This is a genomic window from Pauljensenia sp. C0254C2 (assembly GCF_056583835.1).
Genome location: NZ_JBWPJO010000001.1, coordinates 179,162 through 202,117 on the forward strand (window position 1 = coordinate 179,162; position 22,956 = coordinate 202,117).

A 22,956-nucleotide genomic window follows, 5' to 3' on the forward strand; every position below is an offset into this window, starting at 1 on the left:
CTAGGAGCCGCTTCTAGTCCACTTCGACTTCGTCGGGGTGAGACGAGACACGGTTGCCTCGCTCCAGCGCGGTGATCGCGCTCATTTCGTCACTGGTCAGCGTGAAATCAAAGATCTCCATGTTCTCGCGCATGCGCTCAACATGTACTGACTTCGGGAAAATGATGTTCTTCATCTGCAAATGCCACCGCAATACCACCTGAGCAGGAGTCTTTCCATGAGCTTCAGCAGCCTCCTTGATCGGCTTCTCACCGAACAGGTCGTACTTGCCCTGTCCCAGCGGTCCCCAGGCTTCAATCGCAATATCGTGCGAGCGTGAATACTGCGTCACCGAGCTTTGCTGGTAGGTCGGATGCAACTCAATCTGGTTCACAACCGGAACAGTCTCGGACTCACCGAGCAAACGCTCCAGGTGTTTCGGCAGGAAATTACACACACCGATCGAGCGAATCAGCCCTTCCTCTCGGCACTTTTCCATTTCATGCCATGCATCGAGGTACGCATCCTGCCGGGCGCACGGCCAGTGAATGAGGTAAAGGTCAACGTAGTCAAGTCCCAGGCGTTCCAGGGACTGCTCAAGTGCCTGGCGTGCTTTCGGCTGGTCATCGTTCCACAGCTTCGTGGTGATGTACAGGTCTTTACGGGCAATTCCCGATTCAGCGATCGCGCGTCCGACGCCTTCCTCGTTCCCGTAGATCTTCGCCGTGTCGATGTGGCGATAGCCAGTTTCGAGGGCGTCCATCACTACCCGCTGTGCCTCATCTTCTTCAACGAGGAATACCCCAAAGCCCAGCTGAGGGATCTCGTAGCCGTCATTCAGTTTCATCACAGGAATATCGCTCATGACTCCAGTGTGCCATTGACCACACTCGCGTGCAGAACGAGAACGAGGATGGTCGAACGCGGAACACCTGCGATAACGCGAGCAGAAAATGCCGGCGAATGCGTGATGGCGCGCGAAGCGGACGAAGGAGACTGGCGCGGCCGAACCAAAAAGCGAGGGAGCAGGCGCCATGCCTGCTCCCTGTGAAAGTGTGTGCCCGCTCGGGGCGCAGAATCACTCCGCTTTTTCAGCCGTCATCTTGTTCAGACGGTGCGACAGCTTCGACTTACGCTGGCTGGCCTGATTACGGTGAATCACGCCCTTGGAAGCAGCCTTGTCAAGCTTGCGGGAAGCAACCTGCACTGCTTTTTCTGCAGCGTCCTCGTCGCCTTCTTCAATGAGTTCGCGAGCCTTACGTACCAAGGTCTTCAGCTCGGACTTCACTGACTGGTTACGCAGACGACGCTTCTCGTTGGTGCGGTTGCGTTTGATCTGAGACTTAATATTCGCCACTGTCCGGAAATCTCCTTACTTCATGAACGTCCAGGTCGGTGAGGGTTCTGTCGCTACCGGGACTGGGACGAGGGGACATCCCGCAAACGGTAAACAACCAGACCCCCTGCTCGACCAAGCCGGGAGCCCGACCGTTAACATTACCAGCATCAAGCGCGTCCGTGCCAGTAGCTGAACGAAAAAACGGGGTGAATACGCTCACCTTCGGCCGGTTCGGGCGCCGGCTCCAGAACAAGTGAGCCGGCGGTGGCCCTCTCAGAGGCGCAACTTGACGATAGTGAGCAGTCGCGCGACTCAACGAAAATCTTCAGCGGTGGGAGTTGGCGGCAGTCCTTACCTGTTCGAGTCGACGGTGCGCATGCCGTTGATGACGCGTTCGAAGATCTGACGTTTCAGTGTTGCGCCTTCTCGACGCACTTCATCATGAGCTACCCATAAAACCCGATCGAGTCGAACCTCGGATGGGCGCCCTCGTGAATCCCACTTGCCGGTACCGACGTCCATCCAGTGACGGCCCTGCGAGGCTTCCCAGCGGGCATCTCGATCGTGGTCCTTCGAGGTCAGCTGCGCAACATACACGCCGTGGGTGCCTGACTTTGTCGAGCGGCCAATGACCACGACCGGGCGATCTTTTCCGCGGGAGACATCCTCTTCATAGGGAACCCACGTCCACACCACTTCACCTGGATCCGCATCCCCATCCGGATCAGGATCGTAGGAGGTATGCGCAAGACCCTCGGACAAGTCAACCTCGCGAATGGAATGCGCGCCGAGGGGGCGCGGCTGGGAACCGTCAGAAGGCATGGAGTTGCGCCGTGATTTGCGTGTCTGCGTGGGCGCCTGCGAGCCGGAGGTGCGCATCTGAGACACCACAGTGGACAGCGCTTTGCGGGCAATGTTGCGTGCGAGTCGGGACCACGATGGCATGAGGAAATCCTAATGAGAAGCTAGAACGATGATGGAAACAAGGCAGGTGACTGCACAGATCGCACCACCCGCTGTCATGGCGAAGAAGGCAATCACGCTGGTGCGCAAATCGCGTTCGAGCCAGGGCGCATTTTCCACCCCGCCCAGGTATTCCGTTGCGGCACGTTGAGCTGCCTCGACACGAGGAAGAGTGGTCTTGCGCCGCAGGTCATATTCCTTACGTGCGTTGAGCCAGCGCACTTCTTCGCGGTCAAGAATTGTCGAGGGAGAAAGTGCCGACTCCTGAGGCGATGAGAGGGAAGCATTGTGGACGGTGATTGAGTTGCCTCCACTCGAATGGCGATGTGCCCGGGAGTCTTCCCGAATGGCCTTGACCCACAGGCGTCGTTCGTACCAGAAGACACCGGTGACAAGCAATGTGACCACCGCGATGATCAGGGGGAGCCATGAGCCGAAACCGTCGCGCTGGCGCACCACGAAAATGCCGAGCAATGCGCAGATGGCTGCTGTCGTTGCGGCTGTGATCAGAACGAGCAGGCCGATAAAACCTGTCACGCGTGCAATCCACCGGGAAACCCGCTGAGTGGTGGCCGGGATGGGTGTATGTGTGCGCGGCGGCAGCGGGGTTGCTTCAGACGTCATGGAACCTTCCTTCAGTACGCTTCGTCATCATTGTCACCCAAAAGTGGCCGGTGTGCGTGGCATCACGGACAGAATGCGAGGCTAGTTCATGTACCACCCGCACAATTGTGGGCATCTGCAGTACTGTTAGTGTCTGAAAATACTTTCAGGTCGGTACGTGACACGTTAGGAATTCTCAGTGGACAACGATCACACGTATGGTGCCAGCCGGTGGCCGGAACAGGATGTTCCTTCATCGTCTGATTCCAGCCAGGACTACGACAACTCAGCATCAACTGGATCCGCATTGGAACAGTCCGGATATAACTCGTCGCAATATTACGGGTCGTACGGCAGTTCCCCTTATGGTTCGGCCAACGGTGCTCCCAACGGTGCTGCCAATGGCGCTCCCGATGGGTCCTCTTACCCGGGCCAGTCCTATGGCGGCTATTCCAACCAGGGTGTGTACGAGGCGCACGGCGCAACCCCGTACCCAAACCAGGGCGGGTATGGCAACCAGGGAGGCTACCAGTCTCAGGGCGCCTACCAGAATCCCGCCGGATATCAGGCGAATCCAACCTATTCGGCACCGAAGTCGCGAATCGTCGCAGGAATCCTGGGCTTGTTCTTCGGCACGCTCGGTGTCCATAACTTCTATGCCGGTAGGACGACGCTGGGCATTATTCAGCTCTTGGTGACGCTCGTGTCGTTCCCGCTGTGCTTCATCATCATCGGGTTCTTCACGCTCACCGGTGTCGCGATCTGGGCGTTTATCGAATCGATCATGTACTTCATCGGATCGGGATCTTACGCATATGATGGGCACGGGGTGCCGATGCAGGCTTGAGGACTTCTCTGGAAGGCTCCTTTTATCCACAGGGATAGAAGGAGTCTTCGTTTATCCACAGATGTACTCGGCCATACAGGTGTGTGCCATGAACTCATGTCAGTATGAGTGAACCGAAAGGAACTGACATGAAATGAGGTAATGGTGTGGGACAATCTACGACAGGCTCGCAGCATCGAAGCAGTGCCGGGGGGATGCCAGCCCCTGTCAATATGAAAAGCGGCGCCGGTGATATCACCACTGAAGGGCGCGCCTTGGAACGTATGCGGCAGCTGGCAGACGGAGGCAACCTTGAAGAAGCGATTCACGTCGCCAAACAGGTGATCACGTGCAATAACGTCGATACTGCGACGCAAGTCATCATCATGAAACAGGTCGTCGATTGGCATGGGCACCTCGGACAGGCCGATTACGCGCGCAGATCAGCTTCCAAAGCGGTCACCCTGGCGCGCCGCGATCTGGGAGCGTGCCACCCACTGTCCCTGCTTGTCCGTCACTCGGAGCTGTACTGGATGTGCATGAGCGGATACGACGAGGCTGCACAGCCGCAGTTCGAACCGCTCATCAAGGATATCTGCCGTACCCTGGGGCACACCGATTCACTGGCATGGGCCGCGCGCACAAACTCCGCAATGCCGTATAAAAAACGCCGAGATTACGCGGGAGCTGCCCTGATATACCGACAACTTGCTGATGACATGGGTGCCGAATTGGATCCTGATGACCCGATGCTCCTGACGATTCGTGACAATCTTGCCGAAGTGCTCGCCCTCGACGAACAGTGGGATGCAGCGATTGCACTCTACGAAGAGCTCGTGAAAGACGTGATACCGGTGTGGGGGCAAGGCAGTGAATTGACGCTGAGTATTCGCGATTCCCTTGCAGCATGCCTGTTTGCCTCAGGAGACGTGGAAAAGGCGCGACAATTATGGTCTGTCCTGGCACAAGATTGCCGGCGGTTCCTGGGTGAGCGCGCTGACATGACAGCCCGGCAGCGGATCTTACAGGTCGCCCTCGCCCTCGATGAGGACGATTATTCGGCCGCGCAGCACTGGTGCACCGAACTGCTGGAGAATCTGCCCGCCGGATTCACTGAAGAGGATGTGCAGATCTACATGCACATCCAGGGCTCCTGCCAGGAAGCTGTCGACACGCAGGAGGGCATTCGGCAACGGTAGACGAGCGGAAGCGGCGCGACGTGCGGCGGTGGTCCCTGACCCGGGATGTGCGCAACTGGTCAAGGCGACAGTTGGCGCGTGACCCGTCTTCAATGGGACGATAGGGGGTATACATCGTGATGTTCGGAGGTTGTTCCTTGTCTGCTAGTTTGACTGATGCAGTACGCCAGTCGATTCTTCCGGCGCATACCCCGCAGAATCGGATTCGAAACTTCTGCATTATCGCCCACATCGACCACGGCAAATCCACCCTGGCTGACAGGATGCTGCAACTGACTGGCGTCGTCGAGCAGCGCGATATGCGCGACCAGTACCTGGACCGCATGGACATCGAACGCGAACGCGGCATCACCATCAAGTCTCAGGCTGTGCGCATGCCGTGGGTTGTTGACGGCACCGGCTACGCGCTTAACATGATCGACACCCCTGGCCACGTCGATTTTTCGTACGAGGTTTCCCGATCCCTCGCTGCCTGCGAAGGCGCAGTTCTGCTGATCGACGCAGCTCAGGGTATTGAAGCGCAGACCCTGGCGAACCTGTACCTCGCAATGGAAAACGACCTGACGATCATCCCTGTACTCAACAAGATCGACCTGCCCAGCGCCCAACCCGATAAGTACGCCGACGAAATTGCCCAGCTCATTGGTGTGAACGCCAGTGAAGTTCTGCGCGTTTCCGGCAAGACAGGCGAAGGCGTCGAAGAACTGCTCAACGCGATCGTGAACCTGGTGGCACCGCCAAGTGGCGACCCGGATGCTCCCACACGAGCCATGATTTTTGACTCCGTGTACGACGTGTACCGCGGTGTCGTGACGTATGTGCGCGTCGTGGATGGCTCATTGTCCTCGCGTACAAAAGTGAAAATGATGGCCACAGGCTCCACCCACGAACTGCTCGAAATTGGTGTCATCTCACCAGACCCCACGCCTACCGACGGAATTGGAGCTGGCGAAGTCGGATACCTGATCACAGGCGTGAAGGATGTGCGCCAATCTAAAGTCGGCGACACAGTAACCGAATCGGTGCGCGGAGCCGACCAGCCGCTATCGGGTTACCAGGATCCTCGTCCGATGGTGTTCTCCGGCATCTACCCGGTGGACGGAACAGACTTTCCGAACCTGCGTGAAGCACTCGAACGCCTCCAGCTCAACGATGCAGCACTGACATTCGAACCGGAAAGCTCAGCGGCGCTGGGCTTCGGTTTCCGCTGTGGCTTCCTCGGGCTGCTGCACCTGGAAATTGTGCGTGAACGCCTCGAACGCGAATTCGACCTGTCGTTGATCGCGACCGCACCCAACGTGGTCTACGAAGCGGTCGCAGAAGATGGTACCCGCATTCGTGTCGACAACCCTTCGACTTTCCCGGACGGTAAAGTGGCAGAAGTGCGTGAGCCGATCGTGGACGCTACCGTGCTCACCCCGTCAGACTTCATCGGCGCGGTCATGGAGCTGTGTCAGGAGCGGCGCGGAACCCTCGAAGGGATGGAGTACCTGTCGCCTGAGCGCGTCGAAATTCGCTACAAGCTTCCACTGGCTGAAATCGTGTTCGACTTCTTCGACCAGCTCAAGTCCCGCACCCGAGGGTACGCCTCGCTGGACTACCACGATGCCGGGCAGCAAAGCGCTGACCTCGTCAAAGTCGATGTGTTACTCAACGGTGAAAAGGTCGATGCGTTCAGCGCCATCGTCCACCGAGATGCGGCCTACGCCTATGGGCTGAAGATGACGAAGCGCCTCAAGGAACTCATTCCACGCCAGCAATTTGAAATCCCCGTGCAGGCTGCTATCGGTGCGCGCATCATCGCGCGTGAAACGATCCGAGCCCTGCGCAAGGACATGCTGGCCAAGTGCTACGGCGGTGACATCACCCGTAAGCGCAAGCTGCTGGAGAAGCAAAAAGCCGGTAAGAAGCGCATGAAGTCCATCGGGCGTGTCGACGTGCCGCAGGAGGCATTCATTGCGGCTTTGACGTCAGATGTGCCCACAGGAAAGAAGCAGTGACCGGCCGATGAACCGTGTACATCGAACCCGCAAGTCAGTGCTGGATTCATCTGACCGTCACGACGAGGAAAACGGTGTGTACCGTGCCCGCACGAAGTCCTTCACGCGTCGCTCGCGTCGCCTGACCGAATCGCTGCAGCGCACGATGGACAAGCATGGTGAACGTTTCGTTGTGCCCGTTAAGCGCTCACAGGGATACACCACTGTCGCATCCGACTTCCACCTGGCGCCCACTGAACTGTTCGGGCGCGAGGCGCCACTGGTTGTCGAGATCGGACCGGGCGTCGGCGAGCAGATCGTCTCGGCGGCAGATCGCTGGCCCGACCACAACTTTCTGGCATTTGAAGTCTGGCAACCGGGTATTGCCAAACTCGTTTCACGAGCAGTCAGCGCCGGAGTTGAGAACATTCGCGTCGTCGAAGCTGACGCCGCCCAGGCGATCCCGATCACCCTGGACAGTGCGATTGCCGACGAGGTGTGGACATTCTTCCCAGACCCGTGGCGCAAGGCGCGTCACCGCAAGCGCCGCATCGTCAACGACCAGTTCGCCCTGGAGATCGCCAGAATCCTCAAAGACGGGGGAGTGTGGCGCCTGGCAACGGATTGGGATGATTACGCATGGCAAATGCGTGATGTCGTCGAGGCGTGCGACGTCCTCGTCAATCCGTATGAAGGCGAACGGGCGGACCCCAATGACCCCGAGGGGGAGCGCGGGGGATTCGCACCGCGGTGGGAAGGGCGCGTGCTCACCCACTTCGAATCCCGCGGCATCCACGACGAACGCCATGCGCACGACATCGAAGCGATCCGGGAGCCTCGACTGCCACGCACACAGCCCGCGAGCGAAAACCCCCAGCAGTGAGCCCGCAGCTGCCCGACGGAATGCGCTGGCCACAATCTGGCGCTATCAGCTCTGAAAACGCGCAGCCCGAGCTTCACCGACCCCTCAGCATTTACGTCCACGTACCTTTTTGCCGCGTGAGGTGCGGGTACTGTGACTTCAACACCTACACTGTTGGGTTCGGTCCGGGGGCCGACCGCGATACGTACGCGGACAGTGTCAGCAGTGAAATCTCTTTGGCGGCACGCGTGCTGGACGAGGCGGGGCTGGGACAGACACCTGCACGCACCGTCTTCTTCGGCGGCGGCACGCCCACCATGCTGGACACCAGTGCCCACGCGCGTATGCTGCAGGACCTCGCAGACCGAATCGGAATTGCCCAAGGTGCAGAGGTTACCTGCGAGGCAAACCCGGAAACCGTTGACGAGCAGTCTGTCAAGAGGCTTGCAGATGCCGGGGTGACACGACTGTCGGTGGGTATGCAAAGCGCAGTTCCGCGAATCTTGCACACCCTGGATCGTCAGCACCGCCCCGAACGTGTCGGCCAGGTGATCGAGTGGGCGCGCGCAGCAGGACTGGACGTATCCGTTGACATCATCTACGGTACGCCGGGTGAATCACTCGATGACTGGGCCACAACAGTGCAGGCAGCGTGCGACCTGCAGCCCGACCACATCAGTGCCTACGCACTGGTCATTGAGGACGGCACCAAGATGGCGGCGCAGGTTGCTCACGGGCAGCTGCCCATGCCTGATCCGGATGACGAAGCCGACAAGTATGAACTGCTCGACCAGATGATACGCAGCGCCGGATACCGCTGGTACGAGATCTCGAACTTTGCTCGCGAAGAAGCAGATGAAGCAGGGCTTCCAGCCACCGAACTGCGGCACGCGTCCCGTCACAACCTGGCCTACTGGCGCGACTGGAACTGGTGGGGCTTCGGCCCCGGTGCCCATTCGCATATCGGGCGCGCCCGCTGGTGGAACGTCAAACACCCGCGTGCCTGGGCTGGTCGCCTTCGATCCGCGCAGTCACCGGCCGCCGCCGGTGAAATCCTCGATGACCAGACGCGTTACCTGGAGCGCGTCCTGTTGAGAGTGCGCACGTCAGATGGCATCGCGCTAGGCGATGTTGCCGCTCACGCGGGCAGGGAGAACGCATCGCAAACCTGTCACCGTCTGCGTGACGAAGGCCTGCTGGACTCAGAGGCGCTGGAGCGTGGCCACATCGCACTGACCCTGCGTGGCAGGCTTCTGGCTGATTACGTGACGCGCGAGCTCACTGACTAGGCGCATCTTTTTCGCCCGTACAATAGCCGGGTGATGGATGACCCGTATGGCACAAATATCTTCGAGTTTGACCCGCATCGCGATGGTCCCGACGCGCATCGCCCGCGCTCGCGAGAGGTCCACGTCGAGCCTGGCATGGTCCTCGAAGATGTCACCACCGGATTCGTGGGCGCGGTCATCCGGACTGAAAAATCCGCAGGCATCTACGTGATCGAGTTGGAAGACCGACGAGGGAGACGCCGCAGTTTTCCCATGGGCGGTGGATTCTGGCTCGATGGCCGACCGATTATTGCCCTGCCGCCATTGCCTCGCGCGCAGGCGACGCCTCGGAACGCAGGATCAGTGTCCGCCAGTGGGCGGGCGGTGACCAATTCTGGGTCGCGACGCGCCCGCCCGGAAGAATCGGCGCGCACGCATCCGCGTGTGGCTCGCCAGTCACGAATCTGGGTCGAAGGGCGCCACGATGCTGACCTGGTCCAATACGTGTGGGGTGATGACCTGGCAGATGTAGGGGTTGTGGTCGAACTGCTCGAAGGGGTCGATAACCTGGAAGCCGTTCTGGAAGAGTTTTCGCCCACGCCTCACGCACGTGCAGGAATACTGGTCGATCACATGGTGTCCGGTTCGAAGGAATCCCGTATCGCTCACAGCGTGCAGCAGCGGTGGGGGGACAGCGTCCTCATTGTTGGGCACCCGTTCGTTGATATCTGGCAGGCGGTCAAGCCGGCGCGTGTTGGATTCGACACGTGGCCGGCGATCCCGCGATCCGTTGACATCAAAATGGGAACCCTTCAGGCGCTGGGCTGGCCTCATGCCTCGCAGGCTGATATTGCGCAGGGGTGGCGACGAATCTTGCGCACTGTGCGCGACTATCGTGACCTCGAGCCGGCACTGCTTGGCAGGGTTGAAGAGCTCATTGATTTTGTGACCGCGCAGGGAACGCTCTAGCCGACAATGCGCCGTGGGAACGCATGTACGCCCTGAGCAATAGACGCGGATTTTCCACCGCAGCCGGTGAGAGGAAATCACCTGAACGGAGTAGGATTGGCACTCAGACAGGGTGAGTGCCAAATGTGGCGTTTGTGTCGCAGACATGGACGTGCCACAGCACCACCACAGAACGGATCGTGGAAAGGACACAACATGGCCACTGATCGCAGGCTCGACGTCTTGCGTGCGATCGTGTCCCAGTACGTCCACACCCGCGAACCCGTCGGCTCGAAAATGATCGCCGCAACGCAGGATTTAGGCGTCTCGCCGGCAACCATTCGCAACGACATGGCTGTGCTGGAAGAAAATGATCTGATCTACCAGCCTCACACCTCTGCCGGGCGAGTTCCCACTGAAAAGGGCTACCGCCTCTTCGTCGACACGCTCTCTGAGATCAAACCGATGAGCGCACCCGAGAAGCGGGCGATTGAGACTTTCCTCGGCCAGTGCGTTGACCTCGAAGACGTCGTGAACAGGACTGTTCGACTGCTTGCGCAAGTCACCAGGCAGGTCGCGGTCGTCCAGTACCCTTCGCTGTCCACGTCCACACTGCTCCGAGTCGAACTGGTTGACCTCGCACCGCATCGAGTCTTGCTGATCGTCATTACGAACGAAGGACGCGTGGAAGAACGCATGCTGGAATTCCCCCAGCAGGTTCCCCCACATGTCATCTCATTTCTGCGCGAAAAGCTCAACGACGAATGCGAGAACCACACTGCCGACAAGGTGCGTACCATCGTTGATGAGATCAGGAATCAGGCTCCAAGCGGGCATCAGAACTTCGTCGAGGCGGTGTGCAGTGCACTGACGGAACTGCTGCATCCCACAGCAGCTGAATCGCGCGTCGTCATCGCGGGGATGTCCCACCTGACGCGTTCACATGTGGATTTCACCGATATCGGCGCGCTGTTGGACGCCCTCGAAGAACATGTGGTGCTGTTGCGATTGCTGTCAGAATTGGACGAGGAACATTCCAGCGGTGACGTGCATGTGTCGATCGGGACGGAAAACCCTGACGGAGCGTTCGCGGAAACATCCGTCATATCGGGAACGTACGGGACGTCCAGCGGAGCGGTCGCGCACCTCGGTGTCATCGGTCCGACGCGCATGGACTACGGGCGCACGATGTCAACCGTCAGGGCAGTTGCGTCCTACTTGTCGAAATACCTAGCGTCATGAGTGCACACATCTGCCACACTGGCATGTCCGGCGCGAGCTGCTTGTCGGAACAACGCTTGTCGAAACAACGAGGGAATTGAATCGAGTGAACGACTACTACGAGATCCTGGGCGTCTCGAGGGATGCCTCACCGGAAGAGATCAAGAAGGCCTATCGCAGGAAGGCTCGACAACTGCATCCTGACTACGCCGGGCCTGATTCCGAAGAAGCCTTCAAGGAACTTTCAGTTGCCTACGAAACACTGTCAAACCCTGACAAGCGCCAAATGTATGACCTCGGTGGACCTGAAGCTGTGCACGGGGGCGGAGCAGGCGGCTACGGGTTTGGCGGTGGCGGTATGCCATTCGACTTCTCCGACATCTTCGACACTATGTTCGGCGGGGGAGGATTCGCCTCATCAGGCGGGCCGGCCTCGCGTGCCACACATGGCTCAGACCAGCTGTTGACCATTGACGTTACCCTGGAAGAAGCTACCTTCGGTGTCACCAAGAACATCGAAGTGGATACCTATGTGCTGTGTGCGCGATGTGAAGGTTCGTGCTGCGAGCCGGGCACTCAGCCGCGCGCCTGCTCAGGGTGCCACGGGTCGGGCAGCGTGACCCGGATGCAGCGTTCACTGCTGGGCGTCATCCGCACGCAAAGCCCGTGCCCGGACTGTGGCGGACACGGTTCCATAATCGACCAGCCCTGCTCGGAATGTTCCGGTGACGGCAGGGTGCGCACGCGCCGCTCGATGAAGGTGGATATTCCTGTGGGTGTGACAACGGGAACCCGTATCCGCATGAGTGGCCGTGGCGATGTCGGCATGGGAGGTGGTCCCGCAGGAGACCTCTACCTTGAGGTGCGTGAAAAGAAGCACCCGATTTTCACGCGCCGAGGCGATGACCTTCACACGTGGGTCACCATTCCGATGACCACGGCGGCGCTGGGCACCGTGTTCGAGCTGGACACGCTCGATGGCGCGAAGGAAGTCACCATTAAACCCGGTACGCAGCCGCAGGAAACAGTGACACTGTCGGGTCTGGGAGTGGGGCGCTTGTCGCGTTCGGGCCGGGACGCCGGCCGAGGTGACCTGCAGGTCCATATTGATGTGGAGATTCCACGTAAATTGGATCAGCGCTCACGCGAAATCCTGGAAGAACTGGCTGCCAATCGTGGAGAGGACCGCGTGGAGCCGCGACGGGCCGATCAGTCAGTTTTTGACCGTATCCGCGAAAAGTTCACGAACTAGGAGCACCCATGACCGCTCCAGTCTTCTTCGCTGACGACCTCAATTCCGGCTTATCCACCATTGCCGAGGGGGACCACGTCCACCTGGGCGGAGCCGAAGGCAAACATGCTGCCACGGTGCGCCGCATGCAGGTTGGAGAAGAGCTTGATCTTGTGAATGGGGAAGGGGGTCGAGCACGCTGTCGCGTGCGAGCCGTGAACGGTCAGGAACTGGATCTGGTGGTGGAGCACGTCATGTGTGAACCTGCCTCTGATCCGCACCTGATCCTCGTGCAGGCCCTGGCGAAAGGTGGACGCGATGAGCAGGCCATCGAAACGTCGACGGAGATCGGTATCGACAGCGTGATCCCGTGGCAGGCGCACCGCTCCATCGTCAGGTGGACCGGGTCGAAAGCAGAGCGTGCACGCAGCAAATGGATCAACATTGTGCGCGCAGCAGCTAAGCAGTCACGGCGCGCGTGGATCCCACAGGTTCTGGAATCGGTGGATTCGCGCGCTCTTGCCCGATGGACTCAGGATCGCTGCTCGCATGGTGATGTCGTCTTCATGTGTCACGAACAGGCCACTGTGTCGATCCTGGAGGCTATGAGCCAACTGGGGCTGACGGTCGCTGGGTCTGCATTTCCTCGAGAGGTCGGAACTGTCAAAGCGGTTGGCGCGTCACCGCGCAGCATTGCCATCATCGTCGGGCCTGAAGGAGGCATCGATGATGAGGAATATGCGACCCTGACCGAGGCAGGTGCCATCCCGGTTCTTCTGGGCCCGACCGTCCTGCGCTCCTCAACTGCCGGCCCCGTTGCCACCACGCTGATACGCGCGCTGACGACATGGCGTCACGAGGCGCCTACTGACAGGCAGGATGCCCATGTTGCAGGCTCTCCCATACGATAAAGTAGAGACACGATGGATGCAGATGCAAAGGAGTGTGTGGCCCACCGCATGACACGCGTATGAGTGAGCAAAACACGACGCATAACGACCCGACACTGGCGATGTCAACCCGCCGCGTCGAGATCCCATCGCATGTCGAACCCATTCAGCTGCTGGGAACATCGGATCAGATTCTGCGCGCACTGGAACGCGGCTTTCCAACCGTCCGTTTCTTCGTCGCCGGACGCACCATCACGATGACGGGTTCGTCAGGAACCATTGACGTCGCCGCTCAACTGGTAAGTGAACTGGTTGACCTCACGGCATCCGGCACGATGCTTGATGTGCCCGGCGTTGAACACGCCATCCGGCTGCTGACCGCTCCTCAGCCGCGCGCCGGCCAGGACACTTCCGACGACATCGTCACTGCTGACGGCCACACCATTCACCCGCAATCCCCAGGGCAGAGCAGCTACATCAAGGCCATTGAACGCTCGGTTGTGGTCTTCGGGATCGGCCCGGCCGGCACCGGTAAGACATACCTGGCAATGGCTCAGGCCGTGCGCGCATTGCTCTCGGGCGAGGTGCGGCGCGTTGTGCTGACACGTCCCGCGGTGGAAGCGGGGGAGAACCTCGGCTTTCTGCCAGGATCTCTCACTGAAAAGATCGACCCGTATCTCAGGCCCCTGTACGACGCCCTGCATGACATGATCGATCCACAGGCACTGCCGCAACTGATGGCTGCCGGCACAATCGAAGTGGCGCCCCTGGCGTACATGCGCGGACGCACCCTGAACGACTCCTTCATAATCCTGGATGAGGCGCAGAACACGACGCCCTCGCAAATGAAAATGTTCCTGACACGTCTGGGCTTTAACTCGCACATGGTTGTCACGGGCGACGTGTCCCAAATCGACCTTCCCGGAGGAACCCGATCGGGGCTGAACGTCGTGCAGGATATTCTGACAGATATCGACAATGTCGAATTTTGCTACATGACCAGCGCGGACGTCGTCCGGCACCCCCTGGTCGGACAGATCATCGACGCGTATTCCCGGTGGGAAGAACGCGCCCACAGGCAGGCCGACACGCGCTCCGCGACGCGCAGCGGCCGCAGGTCACGAAGGAATGATCATGACTGAAGTGATAAACGAAACGGAATGTGAGATTGACGAGTCTGAATTCGCCGCACTCGCAGACTACGTTCTGATGCAGATGCATGTGGCAACGACAGCTGAACTTAACATCTTGTTCATCGATCCCGAACCGATGGCAGATCTGCACGTCAAGTGGCTCGGCCTGGAAGGACCGACTGACGTGATGAGCTTCCCGATGGATGAGCTGCGGCCGGGAACCGACGACAAACCCACCGAGGGTGTGCTGGGGGATATCTGTATCTGCCCGCAGGTTGCGCACAAACAGGCCAAAGAAGCGGGGCACTCTGCCGCTGAAGAGATGCTGCTGCTGGCGACGCACGGCATGCTGCACCTGATGGGATACGACCATGCTGCGGAGGAGGAAAAGGAAGAAATGTTTGCCCTGCAACGCAAACTCCTGCTGACATTCCTCGCAACACGATCATGATCCCTTTCGCTCACCAGCCATCCCCGTCAGGTCTGTCGGATACTGCTCCTGTTGCAGTGCTGATCGCCGTATCGGTGATCTGCCTGCTGCTGGCGGGATTCCTCGCCACCATCGAAACCGCGTTTTCCCGACTGTCGAGGGCGGCCGCGGAAGACCTTGTCGAAGAAGGCCGCAAACGTGCTCCTCAACTGGTTGACTTGCTCGCGCAGCGCAGGCGCACCGCGTTGACCCTGCGCACAGTGCGCATGTTTGTGCAGGTCATCGCCGCCGTCGGTATCACCCTGGCGTTGGTGCACCCGTCGCTGAGGTGGTGGCTCATCGGCATCATTGCAGTCGCTGCGGTGGGTTTGATCGAACTGTTCGCCGTGGTGATGCTGCCGGTACCGTTGGGTACGCGTAACCCTGAACGCATGGCGTTGGTTGGAACGCCTCTGGCGTCGTGGCTGGTTGCCATCTCTCACATTGCCGACCCCATTGTCCGTTTCGTACGCAAGCGCCTGCCTCAGTCGGACCAAACCGATGCGGAAGCGCGGCAGGAAATGGCTGACGACCTGCGCGAAATGGTCGACCAGGTTGGTGAAACAGAAGGCTTTGAAGAAGAAGATCGCGAGATGCTGCGATCCGTGTTTGAACTGGGGCACACGGTGGTGCGCGAGGTGATGGTGCCGCGCACCGAGATGATCACCGCGACCGTGGATCTGCCAGCTTCCAAAGCACTGCGACTGTTCATCCGATCAGGGTTTTCCCGCTTGCCTGTCATTGGTGAGGATATCGACGACGTGCGCGGCATCCTGTACTTCAAGGACGTCATTTCGCGCATGGTGCATGATGCGGGCAGTAAGGATCTGACCGCTTCCCACATGATGCGACAGGCAGTTTTTACTGTGGAGACCAAACCGGCTGACGATCTGCTGCACCAGATGCAGGCTGAGCACTTCCACATGGCGCTGGTCGTCGACGAGTACGGTGGGATCTCTGGCCTGGTCACCCTGGAAGACCTGATCGAGGAAGTCGTGGGCGAAGTGACCGATGAGCATGACCGTCGCGAAATCGAGCCGGAAGAGGTCGCCGAAGGGGTATGGCGAGTCCCGTCCCGATTCCCGATCGACGAGCTGGGCGAGCTTTTCGGCATGGAGCTCGAGGACGATGATGTGGACTCGGTCGGCGGTTTGCTGACCAAGGCGATTGACCGTGTGCCGCTGCCCGGCGCTCGCGGTGAAATGGACGGCATCTACATGCTGGCCGAGGAGGCACGAGGGCGACGCCGTCAGGTCGGCACCGTTGTCTGCGCACTGTCACCACTGCCGACCACGTTCGAGGACGGTTTCCGCATCCTCGACGAATCACAACTGCTTGAACTGAGCTGCACGCCGGAGAGCGAGGACACCGATGAATGACCGTGATGACCAGTGGGATGACTCCACTGACGAGTGGGATGACGCCTCTGAAGAACAGGTGCGTGACGAGGTCGCCAGCATTCGCGACGCACGTCAGGAAGCCGAGCAGGCTGCCGATGCGCACGGACTGATGTCGCTGACCTACCCGGAGGGTTTTCGTGCCGGATTCGTTTCGGTTGTCGGGCGCCCCAACGTCGGAAAATCCACGTTGACCAACGCAATGGTCGGCCAGAAAGTGGCGATCACGTCAGGTAGGCCTGAAACGACGCGCCATAACATACGCGGGATTGTCCATAGGGACACCTCGCAGCTCGTCATCGTCGATACGCCCGGATACCATCGCCCTCGAACCTTATTGGGTAAACGCCTCAATGACATGGTCCGAGAAGCACTGGCTGAGGTGGACTGCGTGGTGTTCTGCCTGCCGGCCGATCAGAAGATCGGGCCGGGGGACCGCTTTATTGCCCGCGAACTGGTTGATGTGCGCCGCCCCGTCATCGCAGTTGCCACGAAAATCGATCTGGTGCCGAAAGACCGTCTGATGAAACACCTGCTGGCGATTGACCGGCTGGGATCGTGGGAAGCAATCGTCCCGGTCAGCGCTCAGACAGGTGAGCAGGTGGAGGAACTGATTTCCGTGCTCTCGCGCACTGTCCCTGAATCCGCGCCGCTGTATCCGCGAGATGACGTGACGGATGAATCCCGCGACACCCTCATTGCTGAATACATTCGCGAAGCAGCGCTTGAAGGCATTCGCGAGGAGCTGCCGCACTCCCTGGCGGTGCAGGTCGAAGAAATTATCGAGCGCCCGGCCAAGGAGGGCGATTTGCGCCCACCTCTGCTGGATATCCACGTCAATGTCTATGTGGAACGTGACTCCCAAAAGGCGATCATCATTGGACGAGGCGGGTCGCGCCTGCGTGACATCGGCACGAAGTCCCGCAAGCAAATCGAGGAGCTGCTGGGACGCAGAGTCTTCCTGGATCTGCATGTGCGCACCGCCAAAGATTGGCAGTCAGATCCGAAAATGTTGGGCCGCCTCGGTTTTTGAGTAAATGACTATTCGGTAAACAGCAGGTGACTGTGCATTAACTGATGCTGATGGAATGGGGGTGACCTGCAACGTTGTCACATAATGGAAGGAGTGTGACAAGCGGCACCCGCAAGAGGCTAGAATCACATACAGTGGATGGGTCGATGGTGCCCCATCCACGCCAGGAGAGGAGAACGAGTGTGACGCAACCTCCCGACCTCACCGCCCCTGAGTCTACCGCGCCCGAATCGACCGGCTCTGACACTCGCGATACCTCGCTGACCGTCCGCGCCCCCGCAGTCGCCGGATTCTTCTACCCAGATAGTCCAACCGATATTGACTCAACTGCCAGTGCGCTGATTGATCGTGCCCGCCAGCACACCGCCCCGTCAGACAGTGAGGCACACCCGGCACGCGCAATCATCGTGCCCCACGCCGGTTGGCGATACTCGGGCGATCTTGCTGCGCTGGGCTGGGCGTACGCGGCGCGCAGTCGCCCCCGAACCACACGAATCGTCCTGCTTGGCCCGACCCACCGTGTCGCCATCCGGGGAATCGCGCTGCCCGGTGCGGACCGGTTCGGAACACCGGCTGCAATGCTCAATATCCCCACCCGTGACATCCTCGAATCCACGCGCACGTGCGTCGAACCTGTCCACTGCGACGAAGACACCCACCGGGATGAACACGCGCTGGAAGTCCAGGTCCCTTTCATCACGGCACTGTTCGGAGACGACGTCGAACTCGTGCCCCTCAACGTCGGAGAAGCCTCTCCCACAGCAGTTGCCGACGTGATCGACGCGCTCACCTCGCCCACCACGCTGATCGCAGTCAGCTCAGACCTCTCGCACTACCACACATACGACGAGGCGCGCCGCATCGACCAACGCACCATCGACATGATCGAACGAGGACAGTACCCCGTTGAACCCGAGCAGGCCTGCGGCGCCCGCCCCATGAACGGCCTGCTCGAATATGCCCAGAGACACTCTCTGACGGTGACCGCGCTCGGCTCACACAACTCCGGAGACGTCCTGGGAGCTGACACCGCACGTGTCGTCGGATACGCAGCGTTTGCACTGACTGACGAAAAGGACTGACCCAGATGCCAACATCACTGCCAGACAATGCGGGACGCATCCTGGTTCCACTGGCGCGAGGAGCCATACGGCTCAGGCTGCAGGGAACACGTACCGACCAGATTGTCATGAACTCCCTACCGGCACCGCACGACCGGCCCGAATGGCTGCAGGAGCCAGGAGCAAGCTTTGTGACGCTGACGATCAACTCTCATTTGCGAGGATGCATTGGGTCGCTTTCACCGCGCGGATCTTTGTACGACGACGTAATCCATAATGCCCTCGCAGCCGCCTTCCACGACCCGCGTTTCGATCCCCTTGACGCAACTGAATATCCGAGCATCAGCGTGGAGGTGTCGGTGCTGTCGGCCCCGGTGGCCCTGCCGGCGTTGAGTGAGAAAGCGGTGCTTGAATCGTTGCGTCCCGGAATTGACGGGGTCGTCCTGATCGCCGGCCCGACTCGGCGCGCCACGTTCCTGCCGCAGGTATGGGACGACCTTGCGGATCCAGCTGACTTCTTCGCCCACCTCAAACGCAAGGCAGGCCTTCCCACTACCTGGTGGTCGCCGGACGCCCGAGTGGAAACCTACACGGTGCGAGCCTTCACCGACCAGGACGCGGATGGTGACGGTGATGTGCCGGCCAGTGCGTCAGACATGACCGATCGGTAAAGCCACGCATCGCCATGTCCACACCTGCACACACGATCACCGGACGCTGGCAAACACGCCTCGATGACGGTCGAGTGCGCTGTGACTTGTGCCCGCGTGCATGTAAACTGCGCGATGGGCAGCGTGGATACTGCTTTGTACGGGAGCGTCGCGGCGATGACATTGTGCTGTCAACCTGGGGACGCTCCAGCGGCTTTTGCGTGGACCCCATTGAAAAGAAACCACTCGCGCACTTCTACCCTGGTACCGCTGTGCTCTCATTTGGTACCGCTGGATGCAACCTGGGATGCAGGTTCTGCCAAAACCACGAGATCTCAGCGGCTCGACAATGGGACCTCCTGGCCGAACGCGCAACGCCTCATATGGTCGCAGACGCGGCAGTGAGACATCATATTCCTGCGGTCGCATTCACGTACAACGATCCCGTGATCTACGCCGAGTATGCTATCGATACGGCTCTGGCATGCCACGAGGCGGGCGTGCGCACCGTAGCTGTGACTGCCGGCTACATTTCTCCGAAAGTTCGATCTGAGTTCTTCGCGCCTATGGACGCGGCAAATATTGACCTCAAAGGCTTCACCGAGGACATGTACTGGCATCTGACAGGCGCTCACCTGCGCGACGTCCTGGAGACGATCGCATGGGTCGCTGAGCGGGACAGCACCTGGCTGGAGCTCACAACCTTGCTGATTCCCGGCCACAACGATTCATCTGAGGAAATCCGCAGTCAGTGCCAGTGGATCCTGCGTGAGTGCGGCCCTGATGTGCCTGTGCATTTTTCAGCATTCCATCCTGACCACAAAATGCGCACCACTGCACCGACTCCACCTGAAACTTTGCGCCGAGCCCGCTCCATTGCACTCGACGAAGGGCTGCATTACGTGTACTGCGGCAATGTTCACGACATCGAAGCGGATACCACCACATGCGCCTCCTGCGGGCACGAACTCATCGTGCGCGACTGGTACCGCCTCATCAGCTACGACGTGACAGCTAACGGGACGTGTCCGGCGTGCGGGGTCAGAATTCCCGGTCGCTTCGACGAGGGCGGCCCCGGCGAAGCCTCTGCGCATTCCTTCCAGGTTGCCTTGTCATGAAACAGCTCAGGAACCGGCGCCACTACGTCCCTCGACCTATCATGTTCGAGTGAATAAGGAAGACACAAACCGCCCGGGGAGCTGCCGCATTCCTCGGAGCCAGATGATCCCAGTGGGTCCGCACGAGGGTCGCTACGTGATGTATGAGCCTGTCACGCATCACGCATATCTCACGGTAGACAACGATGACCGTGGAGCAGCCGCACAGGGCGGGGGACTGATCGGAGCATTCCTTCTTGCGCCGCTGACGATGTGGCTGGTAACCAAGCTCCCCGCTGATTTGAGCGGCGGCGCCTACATGGCACTCTTCTGTGCCGCGACGCTGCTGGGCGGAGCGGTTGCCGCCTGGCTGTATCATGCAGGCATCCGTCAGAAGATGAACCTGCACAGATGGAATGCGGGAGGCAACGACCTGGTGGCTGCTCGTTCACGCAACAGAGTGCGTGAGGTTTGTGCGTTCATCATCATGGTCATATTCGTGTTGCTTATTCCAGTCATGGCTTGGGCATACTTTGCGGTACCAACAGCCGCAGCGTTGACTCTGTATATCCCGGCGCTCGTCCTGTCGCCCATCTCGGTATATGCAGTGATCAGCACCCTGCGTCTGCAGGCATGTGCTCGCAGATGGCGTGCACAGGCCGCACGCGCTGATAACAGTTCTAACAGCGCCGGCTGACGCATGAACTGACGCAGGCGCGGTGCGCATCAACAGGTTTGGCATCGTCGATTCAAACGTCAACTGCACGGGAACTGGCGTCCGACCAGCGGCGCGTAGTGTCCACTTTGTGAAACGCGTGCGGCGCGGTGGTCCCAATCTCATTACGGTGGAGATCATGATGCAGCGCACACTCCTGCTTATGTGCCGCGACGAGGCCTGAAAAGGCCGGAACCTCGTCGCGGCGTTTGTCGACCCCGGTCAAGCCGGTTCGCCACCGGAATCGACACCAGCAGGAAAGAAGAAAGCAGATGCGCACAACAGCCAACGTTCCCACACCTCAAGCCAGCTCCATGCCGGTTGACAAGTACATTCCATTCCTGGAATCCAACCCCATCGACCTGCCCACGCGCACATGGCCTACCAAGCGTATGACACGCGCTCCGCGCTGGCTGTCCACCGACCTGCGTGACGGCAACCAGGCACTGATCGAGCCGATGGATCCCACGCGCAAGTGTGCCATGTTCGATTTGCTGGTCTCACTGGGGTACAAGGAAATCGAGATTGGATTCCCAGCGGCATCGCAAACCGACTACGACTTTGTTCGCTCTCTGATTGACGATGAGGCGATCCCTGAAGACGTGACAGTGTCTGTGCTGACACAATCACGCACCGAACTCATTGAGCGCACCATCGACGCCCTCGTCGGCATTCCCCGGGCAACGGTTCACCTGTACAACGCAACCTCGCCACTGTTCCGCGAGCTCGTCTTCCGTATGGACAAGGCACAAACCGTTGACCTGGCACAAAGCGGCACCCGGGAAATCATGGCGCGGGCAGAAAAAGTCCTCTCAGATGACACGATCTTCGGCTTCGAATACTCACCGGAAATCTTCGTGGACACGGAGCTGGACTTCGCAGCCGAAATCTGCGAAGCAGTCATGGATATCTGGCAGCCTGACGACGACCGTGAAATTGTGCTGAATCTGCCGGCAACGGTGGAGCGCGCAACGCCTAATGTGTTTGCCGACCAGATCGAATGGATGTCAACGAACCTGTCGAGGCGTGGCCACATCGCACTGTCCGTCCACCCGCATAATGACCGCGGAACGGGTGTTGCAGCAGCGGAACTGGCGTTGCTGGCCGGCGCTGACCGCGTAGAGGGATGCCTGCTTGGACAGGGGGAACGAACCGGCAACGTGGACCTGGTCAACCTCGGCCTGAACATGATGAGCCAGGGTATCGATCCGGGTATTGACTTTTCCGACGTGGATCGCATCCGGCACACGGTGGAACACTGCACCATGATGGAAACCCCGCCGCGTATGCCCTACGTGGGGGACCTGGTTTACACGTCCTTCTCCGGATCGCACCAGGACGCCATCAAGAAGGGCTTCGAAGCCCGCAAGAAGAAAGTTGCGGAAGTCGGCGGAGATGAAAACGCTGTGCCGTGGGGCATTCCGTACCTGCCGATCGACCCGCACGACGTGGGACGCTCCTACGAGGCGATCGTGCGCGTCAACTCCCAGTCCGGCAAAGGGGGCGTCGCCTACCTCATGTCGACCGCACACCACATGGAACTGCCGCGACGCCTGCAAATCGAATTCTCACGCATCGTTCAGCGTCACACAGATTCCTTTGGCGGAGAGATCAACTCCGAAAACCTGTGGAAAATCTTCACCGACGAATACCTGCCCGCCGACAGGGCAAGTGGCCTGGCCCCGTGGGGACGCTTCGAAATGGGAGACTTCCACCTGTACACGCGCGGCAAAGAGCAGGAAGTGGAACTGCGCGGGGAAATCCTGGATCAGGGACAGCCCGTTGCCATCAGCGTCGTGGGAACCGGCCCGATCGACGCATTCGTCGCAGCTATGCACGATTTCGACCTGGATGTGCGCATCCTCGACTACTCTGAGCACGCCATGAGCCAGGGACGTGACGCCACGGCAGCCGCATATGTGGAAGCAGCGGTCGACGGTCAGATCGTCTGGGGCGTCGGCATCGATTCGTCGATCACGACTGCCACCTACAAGGCAGTTATTTCCGCCATGAACCGCGCTTTGCGCTAAAAGCGCATTGACGGTGCCGGTCGACGTGTCCGGTGGCGCCTCGACCAGCCTGTGAGACAATGC

22 protein-coding genes are annotated in these 22,956 nt (G+C 59.7%); 18 read left to right on the top strand and 4 right to left on the bottom strand.

Going from position 1 to position 22,956, the window contains the following annotated elements:
* Window positions 1–13 precede the first annotated feature (13 nt).
* The 4 genes from AC1DA5_RS00855 to AC1DA5_RS00870 form a co-directional block, all read right to left on the bottom strand.
* A complete protein-coding gene (locus tag AC1DA5_RS00855) occupies window positions 14–844 on the bottom strand; it encodes an aldo/keto reductase (protein WP_058236374.1) in 831 nt (276 codons plus the stop codon).
* Between the two features lie 213 nt (window positions 845–1,057).
* Window positions 1,058–1,336: a 30S ribosomal protein S20 gene (gene rpsT, locus AC1DA5_RS00860; RefSeq protein ID WP_058236375.1), complete on the bottom strand. Its 279-nt coding sequence runs from the start codon at window positions 1,334–1,336 to the stop codon at window positions 1,058–1,060.
* Window positions 1,337–1,669: 333 nt separating this feature from the next.
* Complete coding sequence (locus AC1DA5_RS00865; RefSeq protein ID WP_058236376.1) at window positions 1,670–2,263, bottom strand: type II toxin-antitoxin system PemK/MazF family toxin; 594 nt, start codon at window positions 2,261–2,263, stop codon at window positions 1,670–1,672.
* A 9-nt stretch (window positions 2,264–2,272) separates the two neighbouring features.
* Window positions 2,273–2,905: a hypothetical protein gene (locus tag AC1DA5_RS00870; protein WP_058236377.1), complete on the bottom strand. Its 633-nt coding sequence runs from the start codon at window positions 2,903–2,905 to the stop codon at window positions 2,273–2,275.
* 178 nt (window positions 2,906–3,083) lie between these two features.
* Between AC1DA5_RS00870 and AC1DA5_RS00875 the strand changes: the two genes are divergently transcribed.
* The 18 genes from AC1DA5_RS00875 to leuA all read left to right on the top strand — a co-directional run bounded on the left by AC1DA5_RS00875 (window position 3,084) and on the right by leuA (window position 22,893).
* The gene (locus AC1DA5_RS00875; protein WP_480289040.1) at window positions 3,084–3,731 is read left to right on the top strand and encodes a TM2 domain-containing protein; all 648 of its coding nucleotides are present in this window, start codon (window positions 3,084–3,086) and stop codon (window positions 3,729–3,731) included.
* 212 nt (window positions 3,732–3,943) lie between these two features.
* Window positions 3,944–4,909, top strand: a complete 966-nt coding sequence (locus tag AC1DA5_RS00880; RefSeq protein WP_058236379.1) for a tetratricopeptide repeat protein — start codon at window positions 3,944–3,946, stop codon at window positions 4,907–4,909.
* A gap of 149 nt (window positions 4,910–5,058) precedes the next feature.
* Complete coding sequence (gene lepA / locus AC1DA5_RS00885) at window positions 5,059–6,909, top strand: translation elongation factor 4 (protein ID WP_480289041.1); 1,851 nt, start codon at window positions 5,059–5,061, stop codon at window positions 6,907–6,909.
* A 7-nt stretch (window positions 6,910–6,916) separates the two neighbouring features.
* Window positions 6,917–7,771 carry a tRNA (guanosine(46)-N7)-methyltransferase TrmB gene (trmB, locus tag AC1DA5_RS00890; protein WP_480289042.1) on the top strand — a complete coding sequence of 285 codons (855 nt, stop codon included), beginning with the start codon at window positions 6,917–6,919 and terminating at the stop codon, window positions 7,769–7,771.
* A complete protein-coding gene (gene hemW / locus AC1DA5_RS00895) occupies window positions 7,768–9,039 on the top strand; it encodes a radical SAM family heme chaperone HemW (protein ID WP_480289043.1) in 1,272 nt (423 codons plus the stop codon). The genes trmB and hemW overlap by 4 nt, the downstream gene beginning before the upstream one ends.
* A 33-nt stretch (window positions 9,040–9,072) precedes the next feature.
* A complete protein-coding gene (locus tag AC1DA5_RS00900; RefSeq protein ID WP_480289044.1) occupies window positions 9,073–9,987 on the top strand; it encodes a DUF3097 family protein in 915 nt (304 codons plus the stop codon).
* Window positions 9,988–10,182: 195 nt separating this feature from the next.
* Entirely contained in the window at window positions 10,183–11,208 is a 1,026-nt protein-coding gene (gene hrcA, locus AC1DA5_RS00905) for a heat-inducible transcriptional repressor HrcA (RefSeq protein ID WP_092648428.1), read from the top strand.
* Between the two features lie 85 nt (window positions 11,209–11,293).
* Complete coding sequence (gene dnaJ, locus AC1DA5_RS00910; protein WP_092648429.1) at window positions 11,294–12,439, top strand: molecular chaperone DnaJ; 1,146 nt, start codon at window positions 11,294–11,296, stop codon at window positions 12,437–12,439.
* 8 nt (window positions 12,440–12,447) lie between these two features.
* Window positions 12,448–13,329: a 16S rRNA (uracil(1498)-N(3))-methyltransferase gene (locus AC1DA5_RS00915; RefSeq protein ID WP_480289045.1), complete on the top strand. Its 882-nt coding sequence runs from the start codon at window positions 12,448–12,450 to the stop codon at window positions 13,327–13,329.
* A 59-nt stretch (window positions 13,330–13,388) separates the two neighbouring features.
* On the top strand, window positions 13,389–14,450 hold the full coding sequence (locus tag AC1DA5_RS00920; protein ID WP_058236384.1) for a PhoH family protein: 1,062 nt from the start codon (window positions 13,389–13,391) through the stop codon (window positions 14,448–14,450).
* Window positions 14,443–14,892 (top strand): rRNA maturation RNase YbeY, encoded by a 450-nt coding sequence (ybeY, locus tag AC1DA5_RS00925; protein WP_480289046.1) that lies wholly within the window; start codon window positions 14,443–14,445, stop codon window positions 14,890–14,892. Before AC1DA5_RS00920 ends, ybeY begins: the two co-directional genes overlap by 8 nt.
* Window positions 14,889–16,289 carry a hemolysin family protein gene (locus AC1DA5_RS00930; protein ID WP_480289047.1) on the top strand — a complete coding sequence of 467 codons (1,401 nt, stop codon included), beginning with the start codon at window positions 14,889–14,891 and terminating at the stop codon, window positions 16,287–16,289. Before ybeY ends, AC1DA5_RS00930 begins: the two co-directional genes overlap by 4 nt.
* A complete protein-coding gene (gene era / locus AC1DA5_RS00935) occupies window positions 16,282–17,340 on the top strand; it encodes a GTPase Era (RefSeq protein WP_074026149.1) in 1,059 nt (352 codons plus the stop codon). The genes AC1DA5_RS00930 and era overlap by 8 nt, the downstream gene beginning before the upstream one ends.
* Before the next feature lie 182 nt (window positions 17,341–17,522).
* Entirely contained in the window at window positions 17,523–18,422 is a 900-nt protein-coding gene (amrB, locus tag AC1DA5_RS00940) for an AmmeMemoRadiSam system protein B (RefSeq protein ID WP_480289048.1), read from the top strand.
* 5 nt (window positions 18,423–18,427) lie between these two features.
* The gene (amrA, locus tag AC1DA5_RS00945; protein WP_480289049.1) at window positions 18,428–19,072 is read left to right on the top strand and encodes an AmmeMemoRadiSam system protein A; all 645 of its coding nucleotides are present in this window, start codon (window positions 18,428–18,430) and stop codon (window positions 19,070–19,072) included.
* A gap of 14 nt (window positions 19,073–19,086) precedes the next feature.
* Window positions 19,087–20,169 carry an AmmeMemoRadiSam system radical SAM enzyme gene (gene amrS, locus AC1DA5_RS00950; protein WP_480289050.1) on the top strand — a complete coding sequence of 361 codons (1,083 nt, stop codon included), beginning with the start codon at window positions 19,087–19,089 and terminating at the stop codon, window positions 20,167–20,169.
* Between the two features lie 49 nt (window positions 20,170–20,218).
* Window positions 20,219–20,845, top strand: coding sequence for a hypothetical protein (locus AC1DA5_RS00955; RefSeq protein ID WP_480289051.1), 627 nt, complete (start codon window positions 20,219–20,221; stop codon window positions 20,843–20,845).
* A 290-nt stretch (window positions 20,846–21,135) separates the two neighbouring features.
* Entirely contained in the window at window positions 21,136–22,893 is a 1,758-nt protein-coding gene (gene leuA, locus AC1DA5_RS00960; protein ID WP_480289052.1) for a 2-isopropylmalate synthase, read from the top strand.
* The last annotated feature ends 63 nt before the right edge of the window (window positions 22,894–22,956 follow it).